Annotated in this window: 15 protein-coding genes; 3 read left to right on the forward strand and 12 right to left on the reverse strand. The window is 38.1% G+C overall.

The features are described 5' to 3' along the window. Positions 1 to 43 precede the first annotated feature (43 nt). From dnaG to ASE74_RS11170, 10 genes are all read right to left on the reverse strand, one after another. Positions 44 to 2023: a DNA primase gene (gene dnaG / locus ASE74_RS11125; RefSeq protein ID WP_055908619.1), complete on the reverse strand. Its 1980-nt coding sequence runs from the start codon at positions 2021 to 2023 to the stop codon at positions 44 to 46. A 128-nt stretch (positions 2024 to 2151) separates the two neighbouring features. Next, positions 2152 to 2811, reverse strand: a complete 660-nt coding sequence (locus ASE74_RS11130; protein WP_055908622.1) for an SGNH/GDSL hydrolase family protein — start codon at positions 2809 to 2811, stop codon at positions 2152 to 2154. 20 nt (positions 2812 to 2831) lie between these two features. Continuing rightward, complete coding sequence (locus ASE74_RS11135; protein WP_055908625.1) at positions 2832 to 4400, reverse strand: serine hydrolase; 1569 nt, start codon at positions 4398 to 4400, stop codon at positions 2832 to 2834. Between the two features lie 287 nt (positions 4401 to 4687). Next, positions 4688 to 5629, reverse strand: a complete 942-nt coding sequence (locus ASE74_RS11140) for a hypothetical protein (RefSeq protein WP_055908628.1) — start codon at positions 5627 to 5629, stop codon at positions 4688 to 4690. Positions 5630 to 5715: 86 nt separating this feature from the next. Continuing rightward, the gene (locus tag ASE74_RS11145; protein WP_055908629.1) at positions 5716 to 6900 is read right to left on the reverse strand and encodes a M20 family metallopeptidase; all 1185 of its coding nucleotides are present in this window, start codon (positions 6898 to 6900) and stop codon (positions 5716 to 5718) included. After that, complete coding sequence (locus ASE74_RS11150) at positions 6887 to 7330, reverse strand: SPOR domain-containing protein (RefSeq protein ID WP_055908632.1); 444 nt, start codon at positions 7328 to 7330, stop codon at positions 6887 to 6889. Before ASE74_RS11150 ends, ASE74_RS11145 begins: the two co-directional genes overlap by 14 nt. Positions 7331 to 7466: 136 nt before the next feature. After that, a complete protein-coding gene (locus ASE74_RS11155; protein ID WP_055908634.1) occupies positions 7467 to 7859 on the reverse strand; it encodes a type II toxin-antitoxin system VapC family toxin in 393 nt (130 codons plus the stop codon). Next, the gene (locus tag ASE74_RS11160; RefSeq protein ID WP_055908637.1) at positions 7850 to 8062 is read right to left on the reverse strand and encodes a hypothetical protein; all 213 of its coding nucleotides are present in this window, start codon (positions 8060 to 8062) and stop codon (positions 7850 to 7852) included. The genes ASE74_RS11155 and ASE74_RS11160 overlap by 10 nt, the downstream gene beginning before the upstream one ends. Positions 8063 to 8466: 404 nt before the next feature. Next, positions 8467 to 11943: a preprotein translocase subunit SecA gene (locus tag ASE74_RS11165; protein ID WP_055908640.1), complete on the reverse strand. Its 3477-nt coding sequence runs from the start codon at positions 11941 to 11943 to the stop codon at positions 8467 to 8469. Between the two features lie 137 nt (positions 11944 to 12080). Next, a complete protein-coding gene (locus ASE74_RS11170) occupies positions 12081 to 12380 on the reverse strand; it encodes a hypothetical protein (RefSeq protein WP_055908644.1) in 300 nt (99 codons plus the stop codon). Between the two features lie 317 nt (positions 12381 to 12697). On the opposite strand from ASE74_RS11170, the gene ASE74_RS11180 reads away from it, so the two are divergent. Both ASE74_RS11180 and ASE74_RS11185 read left to right on the forward strand, forming a co-directional pair. Beyond that, positions 12698 to 13204, forward strand: coding sequence for a hypothetical protein (locus ASE74_RS11180; protein WP_055908650.1), 507 nt, complete (start codon positions 12698 to 12700; stop codon positions 13202 to 13204). Between the two features lie 3 nt (positions 13205 to 13207). Then, the gene (locus tag ASE74_RS11185; protein WP_055908652.1) at positions 13208 to 13900 is read left to right on the forward strand and encodes a hypothetical protein; all 693 of its coding nucleotides are present in this window, start codon (positions 13208 to 13210) and stop codon (positions 13898 to 13900) included. 512 nt (positions 13901 to 14412) lie between these two features. Here ASE74_RS11185 and ASE74_RS11190 read toward each other — a convergent pair. Both ASE74_RS11190 and rsgA read right to left on the reverse strand, forming a co-directional pair. Further along, positions 14413 to 15366: a Smr/MutS family protein gene (locus ASE74_RS11190; protein ID WP_055908655.1), complete on the reverse strand. Its 954-nt coding sequence runs from the start codon at positions 15364 to 15366 to the stop codon at positions 14413 to 14415. 105 nt (positions 15367 to 15471) lie between these two features. Beyond that, positions 15472 to 16392 carry a ribosome small subunit-dependent GTPase A gene (rsgA, locus tag ASE74_RS11195; protein ID WP_055908658.1) on the reverse strand — a complete coding sequence of 307 codons (921 nt, stop codon included), beginning with the start codon at positions 16390 to 16392 and terminating at the stop codon, positions 15472 to 15474. Between the two features lie 197 nt (positions 16393 to 16589). Here rsgA and fumC point away from each other — a divergent pair, with 197 nt between their 5' ends. Next, complete coding sequence (fumC, locus tag ASE74_RS11200) at positions 16590 to 17987, forward strand: class II fumarate hydratase (protein ID WP_055908661.1); 1398 nt, start codon at positions 16590 to 16592, stop codon at positions 17985 to 17987. Positions 17988 to 18089: the final 102 nt, after the last annotated feature.

Here is an 18089-nt window from a genome sequence, read left to right on the forward strand (position 1 = left end):
AAAACTAAGCGATCATTTCTATTAAATGATAATCAACTCTAATTTATTTTACAATCACAGAACCCAAAAACTTCGAAATTTCTCTTTCGACGCCCTTAATCACCCCGTAACGCTGCATCAAAATCATTTGATTGTCCTCATTTTTTTCATCTTTAATTTCCTTCAACAGATTCATCAATATTTTTTCGACTTTTCGTTTTTTAAGGTGAAAAATGCCGCCTAAAATCGTAGCTTTTAAATTCATTGATTCATCTTTTACATAAATGAGATGCTTGTTTAACCAATTTTCACTTAAGGCATATTCTGAAGTCGATAATGTGATGGCGAGATCGGCAATGTCTCTATCTTCGTGTTTTACAAAATGGTTGGAAGTAGGCAAACGTCCATTGTCGATTTCTGATTTATAGTAATCAATAATTCTTTTACACAGCGGATCGTCGAATTCTACGTCGCTCAGATTCTGCATAATAAAAGAACCGATGTACATGTCATCAATCTTATCCCAATTTACAAACTCGTGTCCGAAAGCCAGTAATAACCTCACAATTTCTTTTTCCTGATGCTCGTTTTCCTCTACAGGTGGCTCTTGCCCCATCGGGCCTGCGCTATCATCCCATAAATCATCTGGCGGACCAAGCGGCTCGGGCGGACCTGAAGAATATGGCTTTGAACTTGCAGAAGAATTTGATCGCTGGTTGTTATCAAAACTTTTTTTAAGCTTAGCCGAACGCATTTTATTGAGCTCACTTAATAGAATGTGTTCATCAATTTCGAGCAAACTGCTACACTCACGGATAAAAACAGATGCTTTAATAGGATCGGGAATTTTCGCAATACTTTCTACAATATCACGGATAATACCAGCACGTTTAATGGGATCGTTACCAGCGTCTTTTAGTAGTACATTGGCTTTGTATAAAATAAAGTCTTTTCTGTTCTGCTCAAGATAGGTTTTAAAAGCTCCTGCTCCCACATGGTGCATATAAGAATCCGGATCGTGACCATCGGGGAAGGAAACGATTTTCACGTTAAGGCCTTCTTCCAAAATCATATCCAAACCACGGAGTGAGGCTTTAATACCTGCAGCATCACCATCGAATAAAATGGTAATGTTCTGTGTAAAACGCCCGATCAGTTTAATCTGCTCTACTGTTAACGAAGTACCCGAAGATGCTACCACGTTTTCTATGCCGGCCTGATGAACGGAAAGCACATCGGCGTAACCTTCTGCCAGGTAACAGTTATCTAAATCGCGAATGGCTTTTTTAGCATGGAATAAACCATAAAGCACATTCGATTTATGGTAAATTTCACTTTCCGGAGAGTTTACATATTTCGGAACATTTTTATCGGTTTTTAAAGTTCTACCTCCAAAACCGATAATCCTACCCGTAAAGTTGTGGATTGGGAACATCACACGGCCACGGAAGCGATCGTAAATTTTGCCGTTATCGTTTTTAATTGATAATCCGGTAGCTTCTAAAAATTCTAATTTATGGCCTGCGTTGATCGCGCTTTGCGTCATGGCATCCCAAACATCGGGTGAGTAACCTACCTCGAATTTCTTTAGGATGTCTTCTCTAAAGCCACGCTCTTTAAAATAGCTGAGGCCAATGCCTTTGCCTTCTTCTGTTTCCCAAAGTTGTTTCACAAAAAATGCAGCTGCGTATTGTGAAACAACGTAAAGACTTTCTTTGGCACTTTGTGCTTCGGCATCCTGAGGACTTAATTCAGCTTCCTCAACTTCAATATTGTATTTATTGGCTAAAAACTTAAGTGCTTCCGGATATGAATATTTTTCATGATCCATTATAAAGCGCACTGAATCTCCACCTTTGCCACAACCAAAACATTTGTAAATGCCTTTGGTTACGGATACGTGAAAGGATGGTGTTTTTTCGCCATGGAAAGGGCAATTGCCAATTAAACTGGTTCCGCGTTTTTTTAAGTGCACAAAATCCCCTACTACCTCCTCAATACGGGCGGTATCCATTATCTTATCTATCGTTTCGCGGTTTATCATATACGCACAGCGCTTTCCTCTTCTTTTTTACCACAAAGATAACAGAGAAAAAAAACACAAAGAACACAGAGAAAAGTTTCTTTGTGTTCTTTGCGAAATACTTTGCGCGCTTTGCGGTTTAAAATGTTCTACTTCACTAAAGGCAATAACTCATCGGCAACCAATTTATTGCCAGTTTCGTTTAAGTGTACCCTATCAACGGTTAAAACACCTTTTTCTTTATCTTCAGGATTATTTTTTGCTTCGTATTCTGTAAAAATCTTTCTTAAATCGCATACCGGAAGATTGTTTTTTGCAGCCAGTTCTCTAATCCCGGCAGCATATTTATTTAAATCGGCATCCAATTCATTTGTACCATCTTTTTTCTCTCCTACTACAGAAGGTGTTACCAATACTACTTTGCTTCCTACGCCCTGAATTTTATTGATCAACGCCTGGTAAAACTTTAAATATTTATCGTAATCAGTTCCTGTATGAGAAGATTGCTTGTGCCAAACATCATTAATACCCACATAAATTACCACTAAATCAGGTTTTTTATTCAACACATCATCTTCTAAACGGAGGTATAAATCGTATACTTTGTTACCGCCTATCCCTGCACCAGTTACATTGTATTTAGTAGAATCTAACGCTTGTTTGATCAGGGTTACATATCCTTTTTTTGAAACTCCTTGCTGGGTAATCGAATCGCCGAAAAAGATAATCCGTTTTGGTTTAAATGTCATTGAGGTTAATGCAATTAGGCAAAAGCTTAGTAAAATACTTGTTTTTAATAGTGTTTTCATCTTTTTATAATTGGTTAGGGTTATTTATTGTCGGTCTTTTTAAAATCCAGGTCTTGGAAATCGAAACTAAAATCGGTTAGTGGCGAAATTGCTTCTATTTTAAATCCATTTGCTATGGCATTGTTATCTAAACTGAAATTAACAAAAGCATCTGCATCCAAACTTCTATCGTACCATTTTACGATGTAGGTATTTCCTTTATAGTAAGTCATGTCGCCTTTTAATTTTGGAGCATTTTTAGCCTTGAAATGCATTTTACCATTTACTTCACTAATGGTAACATCGCCAAACCAGGCATCGTGGAAAGTGCCGTAGTAATTTTTAGCATCAGGTTTAGAGGTAGATAGTTTTTGTTGTGCGGCAATATCATTCCAAACTTTGCTCACCATTTCATCAGCCTGTTTTTCATTCCTTAACCGGTTATCGTTATAGGTTTTAATTCTATCCTGTGCTTTAATGCCTAAATAACCATCTTTAATTGAATTTGTGATGGCGTTAAATGCAGCACCAGATTGTTGATTGGTTAATACGATAATCCCCAATTTCATTTCTGGCAAAATGGTTACCTGAGTTACAATACCCGATAAACCACCAGTATGCGTTGCCTGAAAATTACCATTAACGTTACTCAAAAACCAGCCTAAACCATAGCTGCTAAAAGCGGCCGGATTACCACCTGCTATGATGGTTTGAGGGGTCCAAAGCTCTTTGGCTACAGCAGCACTGAATAATTTCTTATCTAATGTTTCTCCGTATTTACCACCGTTAATCATTGCTGTTACCCATTTGCTCATATCGGTAACGTTAGAATAAATGCCTCCTGCTGCATTGGCAATTTCGCCAAAACTAAGGCCTACCGGAAGCAATTTACCCTGGTACGGTGCATGGCCATCAATTACATTCGATTTATCTTTTAAGCGGTACCAAGAGGCTGCAGTTTTTGTCATGCCGAGAGGCTTAATAATTCTGCTTTCTATAAAATCCTCATAAGTACTACCCGAAACCCTTGCCACCACATCACCTGCAACAATATACATAAGGTTGTCGTAATCATATTTTGTGCGGAAAGATGAAACGGGCTTTAAATAACGGAGGTTATGGGTTAACTGTTTCTTATTAACTGTTGAAGAATCTGGCCAGATCATTAAATCACCTGCACCTAAACCTAAACCACTGCGGTGTGTAAGCAGATCGCGAATGGTAAATTCGCTGGTAACATAGGCATCATACATTTTAAATTCCGGTATTACATCTGTTACTTTTGTATCCCAGGTAATTTTCTTTTCATCAACCAACATACCCAAGGCAGCCGCGGTAAAAGCTTTTGTATTTGAGGCCACGCCGAAAAGGGTATTTTCATCTACCTTTTTATTGGTTTTGATAGAACTTACCCCGTAACCTTTGAGGTGAATGATTTTACCATCTTTGATAACAGAAACTGCAATTCCAGGTACGTTAAAAGTAGTTAATGTTTTTTCTACAACACTATCGATCTGTTTGGAGGTAAGTACCTGGGCTTGCACCTGGATACCTAAAAACAGTAAAATAGCAAGCGATATTTTGAATTTTAATAAGGAAAAAAGTTGCATTTGTATCAGTTTTAATAATCGGTTAAAGATAATAAGCTGCGTTCGAATAATATTTATTCATGAAGATTAATTTTTATCTCCTCATCTCAACGCCATCGTTATGCTGAATTTATTTTACAACTAAATAGCGTGTTTTAAATTGTCTGGTAGCTACTGCCGGGCAGCCAGCTATCATGCAAACAGTGCCTAAAATGAATTACCTTCAGTGAGCTCGCGAAGGTTTGGTTCAGGGAGAAGGCTCTATGGGTATTAAATGCAGCTTAATACACATAGGAGAAAATCACTCTTTATTTTCCTTTTTCGAGTTTGTAATCTTTATGCACGATTAAAAAACTTGCCCGTTCTTCTTTTTTGAAAGGGTAATCCCAGTTGCCCTGGTAGGTAATTTTAGTTGGCAGCTTATCATCCCCAAAATAGCCCATTTCGATATTCATCTGCACATCGAAATCGAACAGCATGTTGCTGTATTTCATATCAACATAACGGCCCAAAATATTGAAATTCCGCTTATCAAAAATGGTTACCAGTTCTTTAATCATAATGCCATCTTTCGTCCAGCTACTTAAATCCGGTTTTACCGAAACTTTAAAACGGTATACCGGGATAGAATCCAGATAGGTGCCACTTGTAAAACCATAATCGTAATACTGGCGCATATTGGCTGAAAAAATTTCGGTTTTACTCCCAATAAAAGGAACTTTTATCGGTCTGCCAGGATTAAAAATTAATGTTTTCAGCTTGTCTTTATAACTTTCGTTTGTTCCACCTTTGCCATCCGGTTGCGGTGCATTGGGTACAAAATCGGTATTGTAAGCATTCATAAAAATGTAATCGAACATTTCTACGGTATACAATTGGTATTTTCCGTTTTTCTTGTAAATTTTACCCGTGTCTTGTTTAACCAGGTACTCCATTTTATAAGGGCCACTGTTGTTGTGTTTTATTTTACGGTAAACCTTTCCGTCAACTTTATTCTTCTTATCATAGCTATAAATTCTGTTTTCGGCAATGAAGCTATAACGTTTCATATCCCTAAACGATTGATAAAAAGAAGTATCGTACATCACTCTTTTAATAAAGGTTTCTACATTCAACTTTTCGGCCTTAATGTTTACTGTAGAATCGAGTGTAATGGTTTTGATCGTATCCGGATTAAAACGGTTTATTTCCTGGGCAAAACCTTTGTAAGAGATTGACGCTAACAGTAAAAGAAAAAAGTATTTTTTCATCGAAGGTGAATAAGTAAATGGTTTTTGCCTGAAATTTAGGGATGTTAAATGGTGAGTGCGAATGGTTTTTTTATACCGTTTCACCCTTAATTTCCTAATTGTTTCAAAGCGATATAAGCCATCAGTCCTGTTGATATTTTTAAAGCATCTTCATCTACATCAAATCTTGGCGTATGTACCGAATATTGAGTATCTTTAGCTGCATTACCAGTACCTAAACGATAAAAACAGGCATCTGTTACCTGAGAATAGAAAGAAAAATCTTCGGCTGCCATCCAGATATCCAAATCCACTACGTTTTCTTTACCTAAAAAATCTTCGGCAAAAGCCCTTGCATTGGCAGTTAATTTTTCTTCATTGATTAAAAATGGATATCCCCTATGGATATCGAAATCACAGCTTCCACCCATGCTTTCTGCCATTCCTTCGGCCATTTTTTTCATGCGTTTATGCGCTTCATCTCTCCAGTTTTCATCCAAAGTTCTGAATGTTCCTTCGATTTTAACCTCATTAGGAATAATATTGGTTGCGCCATTAGCGATTACTTTACCAAATGATAAAACTGAAGGCAAGCGCGGATCTGCATTGCGACTTACAATTTGCTGTAACGCGATAATAATATGTGATGCAATTACAACAGGATCGATATTTTGGTGAGGCTGCGCACCATGACCGCCTTTTCCGGTTACGGTTACATACAATTCGTCGGTAGAGGCCATATAAATTCCCGATCGGAAACCCACTTTACCAGCATCAATCATTGGCATTACATGCTGGCCAACAATATAATTAGGTTTTGGATTTTCGAGCACACCTTCTTTAATCATAATACTGGCACCACCGGGCAATAATTCTTCTGCTGGTTGAAAAATCAGTTTGATTGTACCACCGAAATCATCTTTCATTTGATTTAAGATATTCGCAGTACCTAAAAGTGAAGATGTATGTACATCATGGCCACAAGCGTGCATTACACCATGGTTTTTAGAACGGTAAGGTTTATCGTTCGCTTCATGGATGGGTAAAGCATCCATATCGGCACGCAAAGCAATTACTTTATCAGATGGGAGATTTCCTTTAATTAAACCCACAACACCTGTATTGGCGCAATCGGTGTATTCTATTCCCCATTTTTTTAATTTATCCTTGATGAATAGTGAGGTTTCGAATTCTTTAAAAGATAATTCGGGATTGGCATGAATATGTTGACGGAAGCCTACAACTTCATTAAAAATGTTGCCGGCCAGTTCTTGTATTTTATTTTTGATCATTGTTTGTTGTGGTATCTAAACTTGGTGCGTTAATTTTTTCCCTGAAAATAAAAAGAGTGGGAAAAGTTGGTCTAAGTTCGTTAATTAGTCGCTGAGCCTCCAATCGACTCCTAAAATCGCCTACCCGAACATAGTAATTTGGTTCTTTATAAGTAAGGTATGTATTTAATTGTGGATAAAGCCCTTTAAACCTTGCCTGTTGGTTAAAAACCTCACGCCGGTCAGAGCCATAAAAAATCTGCACCCTATAACCATAGGCAGAAACGATGGGTTTGCCTGGTTTTACTTCTCCTGAGCTTTTATAAACAGCAATACGTTTGGCTATTAAACTATCAATTAAAGGGTCTTTTATTACCGTTACTTCTCCTTTTTGTGCAAAAGCAGTATTAAAAAGAAACAAAAAACAGATAAAAGTTAATATTTTTTTCATGTGTAAAAACCTGAGCATTTATGAGCAGATGAGTAAAATATCATCTCATATCTTCTTAACAACAAGAATGCCGAAATCGTTGCAAAAATCGGCATTCTTTATGGGTTAAGCAAATTGATATTATCCGAACGAAATATTATCTGTCGAATGGATTGGTAACCTTTAAACTGGAAAGCCTATCAAAGTCTTTAAAATTTCGTGTAATAAGAGTAAGGTTGTTTACAATAGCTGTTGCAGCAATTATTGCATCGGGCAATTTCAGGTTATAATATTTGCGTACCTCTACAGTTTGATTTTTAATTTCCTGGCTTAGTTCATACACATAAGAATCCTTAATAAAGTTTCTTAATATGAGTAAATCGTTTTCAGTAGCAGTTTTCCAGCAAAGAAGTTCAATCTCAGTGATCGCAGAAATGGCAGGCTGGTTAGTAGATATTATATTGTCAATAAACTTTTCAGCTGTTGGTGCAAATTGCCTTTGCAGAAAATAGATTACAGTATTGGTATCCCAAAGATAACTTATTCCCACTCGTTTCGTATACTATTTAATTGTTCATCAACATCTGAAATTGGCTGTTTTTGCATCGAGCCCTTATATTTTGTGATCAGATCGTTACCAGAGAGATCCTGAGTCTTAGAATCTTTTCTTAAGCGAATAACTTTAAGCAATTCCAAATCTTTTAAAAGATCTAATGCTTTATCGTTTAAAATATCCACTGTTACAGTTCTCATACTCAAAAATACTAATTTAAATACAAAAACCAGTCAGCTTAATCCAAAATCTGCATTCTTTATGGGTTAAGCAAATTGATATTATGCGGGTTAGTTTTTTCGGTTTGTGATTTCTTTATACCTCAACAATGACGACCTTTCTTAACAGATCTATCAATGGTAGCGTAGCCGAAGGATTTTAACCATACATCTACACAGATCAGTTTGCCACGGAAACAGAGAAAAGCACGGAGAATTCATAGATTTTAATCCCTTATTTGGGTCATCAGTAGAAGATCTTGTTTCCTAAAAATTTTCAGGTTTTCTCCTCCTCTCAATAAATAAGGCAGATTCGTTTTAAAAACCAGCGTTATAAAAAAAGCCCCAACGATATGTTGAGGCTTTATGTGAAATATTTATTCCGGCTATAAGTTTGCGCCGTGGCAGTTTTTATACTTTTTACCACTACCACACGGGCAAGGTTCATTTCTACCAACTGTAGCTTCTTTACGGATGGGCTGTTGTGGAACAGCCTCACGTGTATCGCCAAACTCAATACCTGGCTCCTCTCTGCCAAACTCTTGTTTAGTAGTTTGCAACTTTGGTTGTTTTACCGGAGCTGGTGCTTCTCTAACTTCATCTGGCTCTTGCTGAACCGGGATACCACCTTTATATAAGAAACTTACCACTTCTTTATTTACCGCATTAAGCATGTTTTTAAATAAGTTAAAAGCTTCCATTTTATAAATTACCAATGGATCTTTTTGCTCGTAAACTGCATTTTGTACAGATTGCTTTAAATCGTCCATTTCGCGTAAATGCTCTTTCCAGCTATCATCAATTAAGGCCAGAACAATGGTTTTTTCGAACGAACGAACCACTTCTTTTCCCTTATTTTCGATTGCTTTCTTCAAATCAACCGCCACTTGAATACCGCGGATACCATCGGTAAACGGAACTACAATCTGCTCAATATGCTCACCACGTTCTTGATAAACCTGGGTTAAAACCGGTAATGACTGTTGAATAATTGCTTCTGATTTACGTGCATAAAATGCTTCAGCTTCATCAAACAATTTTTCAGTTAACTGAGGAGTACTGGTTGAAGTAAATTCTTTTTCGGTAATGGCGGTATCTAAAGAGAAGTTCTTAATCACCTCCAGTTTGAAACCATCATAATTTCCTTCCTGTTTATATTCGCTTACGATATCTTCTGCAACATCGAAAACCATATTGTTCATATCTACATCTAAACGTTCGCCAAACAAAGCGTTTTTACGTTTAGCATAAATTACAGTACGTTGCGAGTTCATTACATCATCGTACTCCAATAAACGTTTACGGATACCAAAGTTGTTTTCTTCTACTTTCTTCTGTGCACGCTCTATAGATTTGGTAATCATTGAGTGCTGAATTACCTCACCATCTTCAATACCCATACGCACCATAATGCTCGAGATACGCTCTGAACCAAATAAACGCATCAGGTTATCTTCCAACGAAACAAAGAACTGAGATGAACCTGGATCGCCCTGGCGACCGGCACGACCACGTAACTGCCTGTCTACACGACGGGATTCGTGACGCTCAGTACCAACGATGGCTAAACCGCCAGCTTCTTTAACACCTGCTCCCAATTTAATATCGGTACCACGACCAGCCATGTTGGTTGCAATGGTTACAGTTCCTGCCTGCCCGGCTTCTGCAACAATATCAGCCTCTCTCTGGTGCATTTTAGCATTTAAAACGTTGTGTTTAATGCCACGAAGTTTAAGCATGCGGCTTAACAATTCTGAAATTTCTACAGAAGTTGTACCTACCAATACCGGACGGCCAGCTTTTGGCTCCAGTTGACCTGTTTCAGGATTAACCGCAGGAATTAATGCACCTTTGGCATCAAGTTTTGGTACGGCTCTGCCAGTTTGATCATATTTAACAACTGGTTTGCCATCTTTTTGCTTTACATTACCTTCTTTATCGGTTTCGTATTCTGTTTCGTAATGAGAATATGGAAAAACAAGGTACTGGATCTCTGCAGCAACAGCGTTGTATTTTTCGCGAACGGTACGGTAAACATAATCCTGTTCATCTATTCTTGAAATGTTCCTGTTTGTTGGTATTTCTACAACGTCTAATTTATAGATCGACCAAAACTCGCCTGCTTCTGTCGTTGCTGTACCCGTCATACCGCAAAGCTTGTGGTACATACGGAAATAATTTTGCAGGGTTACAGTTGCATAAGTTTGGGTAGCATCTTCAACCTTAACATTCTCTTTGGCCTCAATTGCCTGGTGTAAACCATCAGAGTAACGACGGCCATCCATAATACGGCCGGTTTGCTCATCAACAATCTTAATTTTGCCTTCATCGATGATATATTCTACATCAATTTCGAATAATGTATAGGCTTTTAACAATTGGTTTACCGAGTGGATGCGTTCCGCCTTAACAGAATAATCGCGCATTAAAGCATCTTTCTCAATTACTTTTTCTTCCAATGGCAAATCAGATTTCTCTAACTCGGCTACTTCAGTACCAACATCAGGCAATACGAAAAAGTGAGGATCTTCTCCCGATTGGGTAATCAGTTCGATACCTTTTTCAGTTAATTCAACCTGGTTATTTTTTTCATCTATATAGAAGTACAACTCAGAATCTACCTTAGGCATATTCTTGGATTGATCGGCCATATAGTGGTTTTCTGTTTTCAACAACAAACCACGAACACCGCTTTCACTTAAAAACTTAATTAAAGCTTTGTTTTTTGGTAAACCACGGTAAGCACGCAATAAGGCTAAGCCACCTTCGCCCTCTTCGGTTCCGCTATTACCAGCGTTAATTAATTTTTTAGCTTCGTTTAACGCTTGTGTAACATAAGCTTTCTGTGCATTAACCAAACGCTCAATACGTGGTTTTAACTCATAAAATTCATGCTCATCACCACGGGGAATCGGGCCCGAAATAATTAAAGGTGTACGGGCATCATCAATTAAAACTGAATCGACCTCATCCACCATTGCAAAGTGCTGCTTGCGTTGTACCAGTTGATCTGGCGTTTGCGACATATTGTCACGCAGGTAATCAAAGCCAAATTCGTTATTGGTACCGTAGGTAATATCTGCGGCATAAGCTCTTCTTCTTTCTTCGGAGTTTGGCTCATGCTTATCAATACAATCAACAGTTAAGCCATGGAATTCGAACAACGGCCCGTTCCACTCACTATCCCTTCTTGCAAGGTAATCGTTCACAGTTACAATGTGTACGCCTTGCCCGGCCAGGGCATTTAAATATGCAGGCAAAGTACTCACTAATGTTTTACCCTCACCGGTAGCCATTTCGGCAATTTTACCACTGTGTAAAACAATACCACCAATTAACTGCACATCATAGTGTACCATGTTCCAGGCCACTTCAGTTCCTGCGGCATCCCATTTATTGGCCCAGTGTGCTTTATCGCCAACAATTTTAACATTGTTTTTTCTTGCAGCATAATCTCTGTCAAACTGGGTTGCGGTAACTTCTAAATAGTCGTTTTCGCTTAAACGGCGTGAAGTTTCTTTTACAACAGCAAAAGCTTCAGGAAGAATTTCTAAAAGTACTTTCTCCAATTCTGTATCGCGGTCTTTACCTAAAGCATCAACCTGATCATAAATTGCTGTTTTTTGATGAAGATCTAAATCTTCGTTTTCTGCATCAGCTTTTAGGGCTGAAATTTTTCCGTCTATATCGGTTAAGAAAGTAGAAATCCTTTCTTTAAATTCTATGGTTTTACCACGTAACTCATCATTGCTTAGTGCAGATAGTTTACTGTAGTGTTCGTTAATTTTAACAACCAATGGCTGGATAGCCTTTATATCTCTTTCTGATTTACTTCCGAAAACCTTCGCTAAAAATCCTAACATTATAATATTTTAAATCGTATTTATAAAAAAATGGTGTGTTACAACAACCAAGCCATTGTCTGTATTAAGTCAGTTTGGCAGTTATTGCTATCATTGGGGGCTTAAAATCTTTTAAAAGATTCTTATAACAAAAGGAACTAAGGGCTGTTGTTCTTCGGTTTTTTTCTGATGGTTAAATCGGCAATTACCTGATTTACACTTACGTACTTTGCAACTTTTAATTGCGCTTGTGTGCCAATTAAAGCCAGTTTAGTGTAGGATAACAGGTAAGGATTGCGCGCTTCGTTAAGCTGAACCGAGGCCTTACCAGCTGCATTGATACTAATGTTATGCTCATGACAATATTCATTTAATATTCTAAGCCCTTCAACGCGTTCGGCTTTCGCCAAATGTGTTAAGCTAAAAAATACAAGTGATATGGTTACAAGGTGTTTCATTAATAGCGGCAAAGCTAGTTTTAATTTTTATAAAATGAAATTACATCATCCCAAAAATCGTACCTCATTTTTTAATCCTGTATTTCTTTTATCGCCCCTTGATTCTATTTTGCTGAATTGGCTTTTTATAATGACGCCCCCGCTTTTTATAATGATGCCCCCGCTTTTTATATTGATGCCCCCGCTTTTTATAATGACGCCCCCGCTTTTTATAATGATGCCCCTGCTTTTTATAATGACGCCCCCGCTTTTTATAATATTGTTTTATTTTTTAAAAAGACATTAGGAATTCTTACCGTCTTTTTTAATTTTATGGCATGTTGAAAAAAGTAATTACGCTCTGCTACCGAAAAATAATTGATACCACCAACACCAGTGCCTGGGATAAGTTTGTGCATGAAGATAGTTTTGCAGAGTTTAAGATGCAGGCTCAATTTTACAATCAGGAACAACGTTTTACCACTTTTGCCGAAATGTTGATCAATACTCCTGAGGCAGAAAAACTGCACTTTTTGGTAAGCGCAGCCATTACCGGATATTTACGCCAGTTAAATGGCATTATACCGGATATAATGGACAATTTAGGCCGTCGGTTTCTAACTTTTGAAAACTTTAAGTTCGAATTGATCAACTCAGATATCAACGACCTGGAAAAACATAAAATAGCGATCAACTTTTTTTCTAAACCACTTCTTTGGCATGATACCGTTGATAACCTGCTTTTAGTATCGCAATTTAAAGAAGCAAATGAAGCTGAGGTTTTTACAAATCTTTTTCAGATTCAACCTTTTGTGAGTATACATGCTATAAAACATACATATTAAACGATGGAACTTACACCTGGAAAAATATTTTTGGCAGATCAGCGCGGATTAACCGAAAGTTCAGTTTTAAGAAGTTACAATACCTTTAATTTCGAAAAATATTTTAACGAATATAAAGAAGCTTTTGGCAACCTGTTTATATGCAATGACGAATCGATTGTTGGTGGCAAGGTTACGTTTTTTCTATGTAAAGAAGATTCGCTTCAGCTATTTATGCCCATTACCGGCGGCATTGATATTGTTGCCAACGGAAAAGAATTCGCTTTAGAAACCGGCCAGATACAGGTTTTGAATATGGGTAAAGGTGAAGTGTTGGAAATTAGCAATCCTTACCAGAACGATACCATTAATTACATGCAGTTTGGGATTAAAACCGACATGTTTTTAATGCGTACAAGTGAAATGCTTTTTGGTTTTGATTTTGAAAAGAGTCCGAATCAACTGATCAAAATTATCGACAACCAGAAATTACCCTTTAAATTAAGCGCAGGTATTTTTGCCGAACGCGAAGCAGCAGTTTATAAAATTCAAAAGGCGGATAACAATTTTTTTGCTTTTATTATTGAGGGTACTTTCGAAATTGAAGGCCGCTTAATGCACGCCAGAGATGGTTTAGCGCTCTGGGATATTGAGCAGGTTGAATTGAAAGCCCTAAGTAATAATGCGATTGTAGTGGTTTTGGAATTGGGGTTTTAGCTTTTAAATTTTTGCAAACAAATGGTGTGTGAGAACACGAACCATGACGTAAATTTATCCCGCAGATTTTAGAAGGTTATCGCTGAGTCTTTCGACAGGCTACCGTAGATAGAATCCAAAAAGAAGATCGGCAATGCTGAGGAGTAACGACGAAGCAATCTATCATGTAATTTATTATTAAAAAAGATTGCTTCACGCCTACGCAAAGTCCCTTCTTCAGTTCGCAATGACGAAATCAAACCCCAAAACTCACGTGAATATAGCAGCACATTCCCTTAACATTTTTTCTACGCCGGGTTTTGCCTTAGGGATTGGAAGGGTTGGTACCGATTAAGCATCTGTTTTTATTTAATTACGGTATGCTTGCTTGTTTCACAGGTTTTCATCGGTACCGCAGCGAAGCGCAGCCCTGAAAAGCCCGCCCCTTTTCCGTTCTAACGGGATTGGGGAACGCCCAAATGATTAAATAAATAAATTAATTGATGATCTGCCGCCAGGCTCAGGATGATATTTTATTTAAAAACTACCTCCGTAGCCCCGTAGCCAAACTTTTCTTTCCGTGCATCCATATATGTTTTCACATGTGGATTTTTACTGATCAGTTTATGAATTTTATCCCTCAAAGTACCATTTCCTGAACCATGGATAAAAACAATTTTATCGAAATGATGCACAACCGCAGCATCCATAGCCGTTTGAAAATAATTAATCTGGATCTGCAGCATTTCATCAGTTTCTAAAAAATGATGATCATCTCTCAGTTTTTCGATATGCAGATCGATTTCTTTTTGTGGGGCGGCAACCGTTCTTTTCTCTTCTGTTGATTTAAAAAAGCTTTCTTTCAGTTTCTGAGGATCGATGTTTACAGGCACAAGATCATCCAAACGGATTAACCAGCCTTTATTTTTTAATTGTGGCAATTCTTTTTGCTCGGTACTAAAATCTTTTGCCCTAAATTTTTTAGCAATCACCAATGGGTCAATAGGTTTTACATCGGCTTTACTGAAAACCAAAAACTGGAAATTAAATTCCGGCCAAAGATCTAAATCAGCCAGAGAAGCCGAATAAACCAAGGCAGATGCATAAGATTCTACTACCCCATGGAAGGCACCCGCATATTTTTCTTTACGCGCTGTGGTTAAACTTACTAATAAAATATTGGGCGAATGGTTTTGCAGGTGGAAATGCACCACATTACCTGCTTTATCATCTGTAGCTACAGCAACATAAATTCCATTTTCAATTTTACTAATACCGGGAACATTTACCTGGATGGGTTTCGGCATATCAACCTCTTCGGCTACCACACCATGGCCATGTACCGAAGTTAAATTACTAACCGCTACAGGAATTTCGAAACCATCCTCATCAGTTACACCTAAAGTTTGGGCATCGATAATCTTCGTTACATAACCTTCACGTTTTTCATCAACAAAACGCACAAAATCTCCAAGTTTAAATTTCATAGCCCCTAAATCCCCTAAAGGGGAATCTCCATATTATTTAGTAATAGTTATTACAATTTCTCCAAATTTCACTTCACCATGCAGCTCCCCTTTAGGGGCTGGGGGTTAATGACGAGTATCGTTTCCATGGTAAATACTCAGGTAACTTTCGTATCTGGATACTGCAATTTCGCCATCATTTACTGCCGCCATAACTGCGCAGCCAGGCTCGTTAATATGCCTGCAATTGTTAAACCTGCAACTGTGTGAGGTTTTAAAAATTTCCCTAAAAAAATGCCCCAGCTCTTCTTTTTCAATATCAATAACACCGAGTTCTCTAATTCCCGGCGAATCTACAATAAAACCACCCTGAGGCAGTTCGAACATTTCGGCAAAAGTGGTGGTATGCTGCCCTTTATCACTCCAATCTGATACCTCTCCTGTTCTTAAATCGCGATCGGGCAACAATGCATTAATCAAACTTGATTTCCCCACGCCCGAATGACCGGAGATGAGGGTAATTTTATCAGTAATCAGCTCCTGTATCACCGGAATATTGATGCCTTTTAAAGCCGAAACTTCATAGCAGGCATAACCAATATTTTCGTATATATTTTTAAATTCCTGAAGGATTTCTAAACCCTCTTTACTAAACAGATCGAGTTTATTAAATACCAATACGGCAGGCACATCATACGCTTCGGCTGTTACCAAAAAACGATCGATAAAACCTAAAGAAGTGCGTGGCGAGGCCAATGTAACCACCAACATGGCCATATCAAGGTTCGCAGCAAGTATTTGCGCCTGCTTACTCAGGTTAATTGATTTGCGGATGATGTAGTTTTTGCGGGGCAACATCTCGTTAATCAAGCCCTGGTTACTGTCCTTTTCAAGGTCAAATTTTACCCTATCGCCAACCGCAATCGGGTTGGTGGTTTTAAGTCCTTTAATTCTGAATTTCCCTACAATACGACAGTCGTAACGTTCACCATTATCGGCCAAAACGCTATACCAGCTCCCTGTAGACTTAATAACTAATCCCTGCATATTTGCGGTAAAGGTATGAATATGATTTCATTGGTAGAAGCAGCCAACGTGGATAAAAGTTTGGTTATCCGCAATAAAGATTTAAAGTTTACAGCCATTTTCACTATATATTTTCCTTTCTACCAAATATCTTACATAAATTCAACGCTTTAAAAGGCAAAAAACCTAAATTTGCGACAATAAAAATCAAAAATATAATGAGTTTCAGAATAGAACACGATACCATGGGCGAGGTGCAGGTACCAGCCGACAAATACTGGGGTGCACAAACCGAACGCTCACGCAATAACTTCAAAATTGGGCCGGAAGGTTCGATGCCAAAAGAAATTATCCACGCTTTTGGATACCTGAAAAAAGCTGCGGCACTTGCCAATACGGAACTTGGCGTATTATCGGCCGAAAAAGCTGAATTAATTGCCAAAGCCTGTGATGAAATTGTTGCCGGTCAACTTGATGATCAATTCCCATTGGTAATCTGGCAAACGGGTTCTGGCACACAGAGTAACATGAACGGTAACGAGGTAATTGCCAACCGTGCGCATGTAATTAATGGTGGTGCACTGGCCGATGATAAAAAAGTACTTCACCCTAATGATGATGTAAATAAATCGCAGTCATCAAACGATACCTTTCCAACTGCAATGCATATTGCGGCATATAAACTTACGGTAGAAACCACTATCCCCGGTTTAGAGAAACTTAGAAATACATTAGCTAAAAAAGTTGAAGAATTCAGTTCTATTGTTAAAACTGGCCGTACTCACTTTATGGATGCTACTCCCCTTACCCTGGGGCAGGAATTTTCGGGTTATGTACAACAGATTGATAACAGCATCAGGGCAATTAAAAATGCTTTGGTGATGGTTGCTGAGTTAGCTTTAGGTGGTACCGCTGTAGGTACTGGTTTAAATACACCAAAAGGATACGATGTTTTAGTGGCAAAGAAAATTGCCGATTTAACAGGATTGCCATTTGTAACCGCCCCGAATAAATTTGAAGCTTTAGCAGCACACGATGCGATGGTAGAACTATCTGGCGCATTAAAACGTACCGCGGTTGCTTTAATGAAAGTAGCAAATGATGTTAGGATGTTAAGTTCTGGTCCACGTTGTGGCATTGGCGAAATTGTAATTCCTGATAACGAACCAGGCTCTTCTATTATGCCCGGAAAAGTAAATCCTACACAACCAGAGGCTTTAACCATGGTTTGTGCACAGGTAATTGGTAACGATGTTGCCGTTTCGGTAGGTGGTATGAGCGGCCATTTTGAACTTAATGTATTTAAACCGGTAATTGCGGCCAACGTATTGCAATCAGCACGTTTAATTGGCGATGCCTGTATTTCTTTCAACGATAAATGTGCTGAAGGAATTACAGCCAACTTACCAGAAATTGAAAAACATTTACAAAATTCGTTGATGTTGGTAACGGCTTTAAATCCACATGTAGGTTACGAAAACGCAGCTAAAATTGCAAAGAAAGCACATAAAGAAAATAAAACCTTAAAAGCAGCAGCTGTAGAACTGGGATTATTGACCAACGAACAGTTTGATGAGTGGGTACGCCCGGAAGATATGGTAGGCAGTTTGAAATAATTTAGAGGATCGTAATTCCCAACTCGATTGGGAATCTTAATGCGTATTGCATTAAGATTCCCGCCTGCGCGGGAATGACGTCACTTTGAAAAATTAGTTTTT

Origin of the sequence: Pedobacter sp. Leaf216, from assembly GCF_001421515.1 — a bacterium.
Lineage (GTDB): Bacteria > Bacteroidota > Bacteroidia > Sphingobacteriales > Sphingobacteriaceae > Pedobacter.

Coding starts and splice junctions, on each gene's coding strand:
- dnaG (WP_055908619.1), bottom strand. CDS start 2,023: ATGATAAACCGCGAAACGATAGATAAGATAATGGATACCGCCCGTATT.
- ASE74_RS11130 (WP_055908622.1), bottom strand. CDS start 2,811: ATGAAAACACTATTAAAAACAAGTATTTTACTAAGCTTTTGCCTAATT.
- ASE74_RS11135 (WP_055908625.1), bottom strand. CDS start 4,400: ATGCAACTTTTTTCCTTATTAAAATTCAAAATATCGCTTGCTATTTTA.
- ASE74_RS11140 (WP_055908628.1), bottom strand. CDS start 5,629: ATGAAAAAATACTTTTTTCTTTTACTGTTAGCGTCAATCTCTTACAAA.
- ASE74_RS11145 (WP_055908629.1), bottom strand. CDS start 6,900: ATGATCAAAAATAAAATACAAGAACTGGCCGGCAACATTTTTAATGAA.
- ASE74_RS11150 (WP_055908632.1), bottom strand. CDS start 7,330: ATGAAAAAAATATTAACTTTTATCTGTTTTTTGTTTCTTTTTAATACT.
- ASE74_RS11160 (WP_055908637.1), bottom strand. CDS start 8,062: ATGAGAACTGTAACAGTGGATATTTTAAACGATAAAGCATTAGATCTT.
- ASE74_RS11165 (WP_055908640.1), bottom strand. CDS start 11,943: ATGTTAGGATTTTTAGCGAAGGTTTTCGGAAGTAAATCAGAAAGAGAT.
- ASE74_RS11170 (WP_055908644.1), bottom strand. CDS start 12,380: ATGAAACACCTTGTAACCATATCACTTGTATTTTTTAGCTTAACACAT.
- ASE74_RS11180 (WP_055908650.1), top strand. CDS start 12,698: ATGTTGAAAAAAGTAATTACGCTCTGCTACCGAAAAATAATTGATACC.
- ASE74_RS11185 (WP_055908652.1), top strand. CDS start 13,208: ATGGAACTTACACCTGGAAAAATATTTTTGGCAGATCAGCGCGGATTA.
- ASE74_RS11190 (WP_055908655.1), bottom strand. CDS start 15,366: ATGAAATTTAAACTTGGAGATTTTGTGCGTTTTGTTGATGAAAAACGT.
- rsgA (WP_055908658.1), bottom strand. CDS start 16,392: ATGCAGGGATTAGTTATTAAGTCTACAGGGAGCTGGTATAGCGTTTTG.
- fumC (WP_055908661.1), top strand. CDS start 16,590: ATGAGTTTCAGAATAGAACACGATACCATGGGCGAGGTGCAGGTACCA.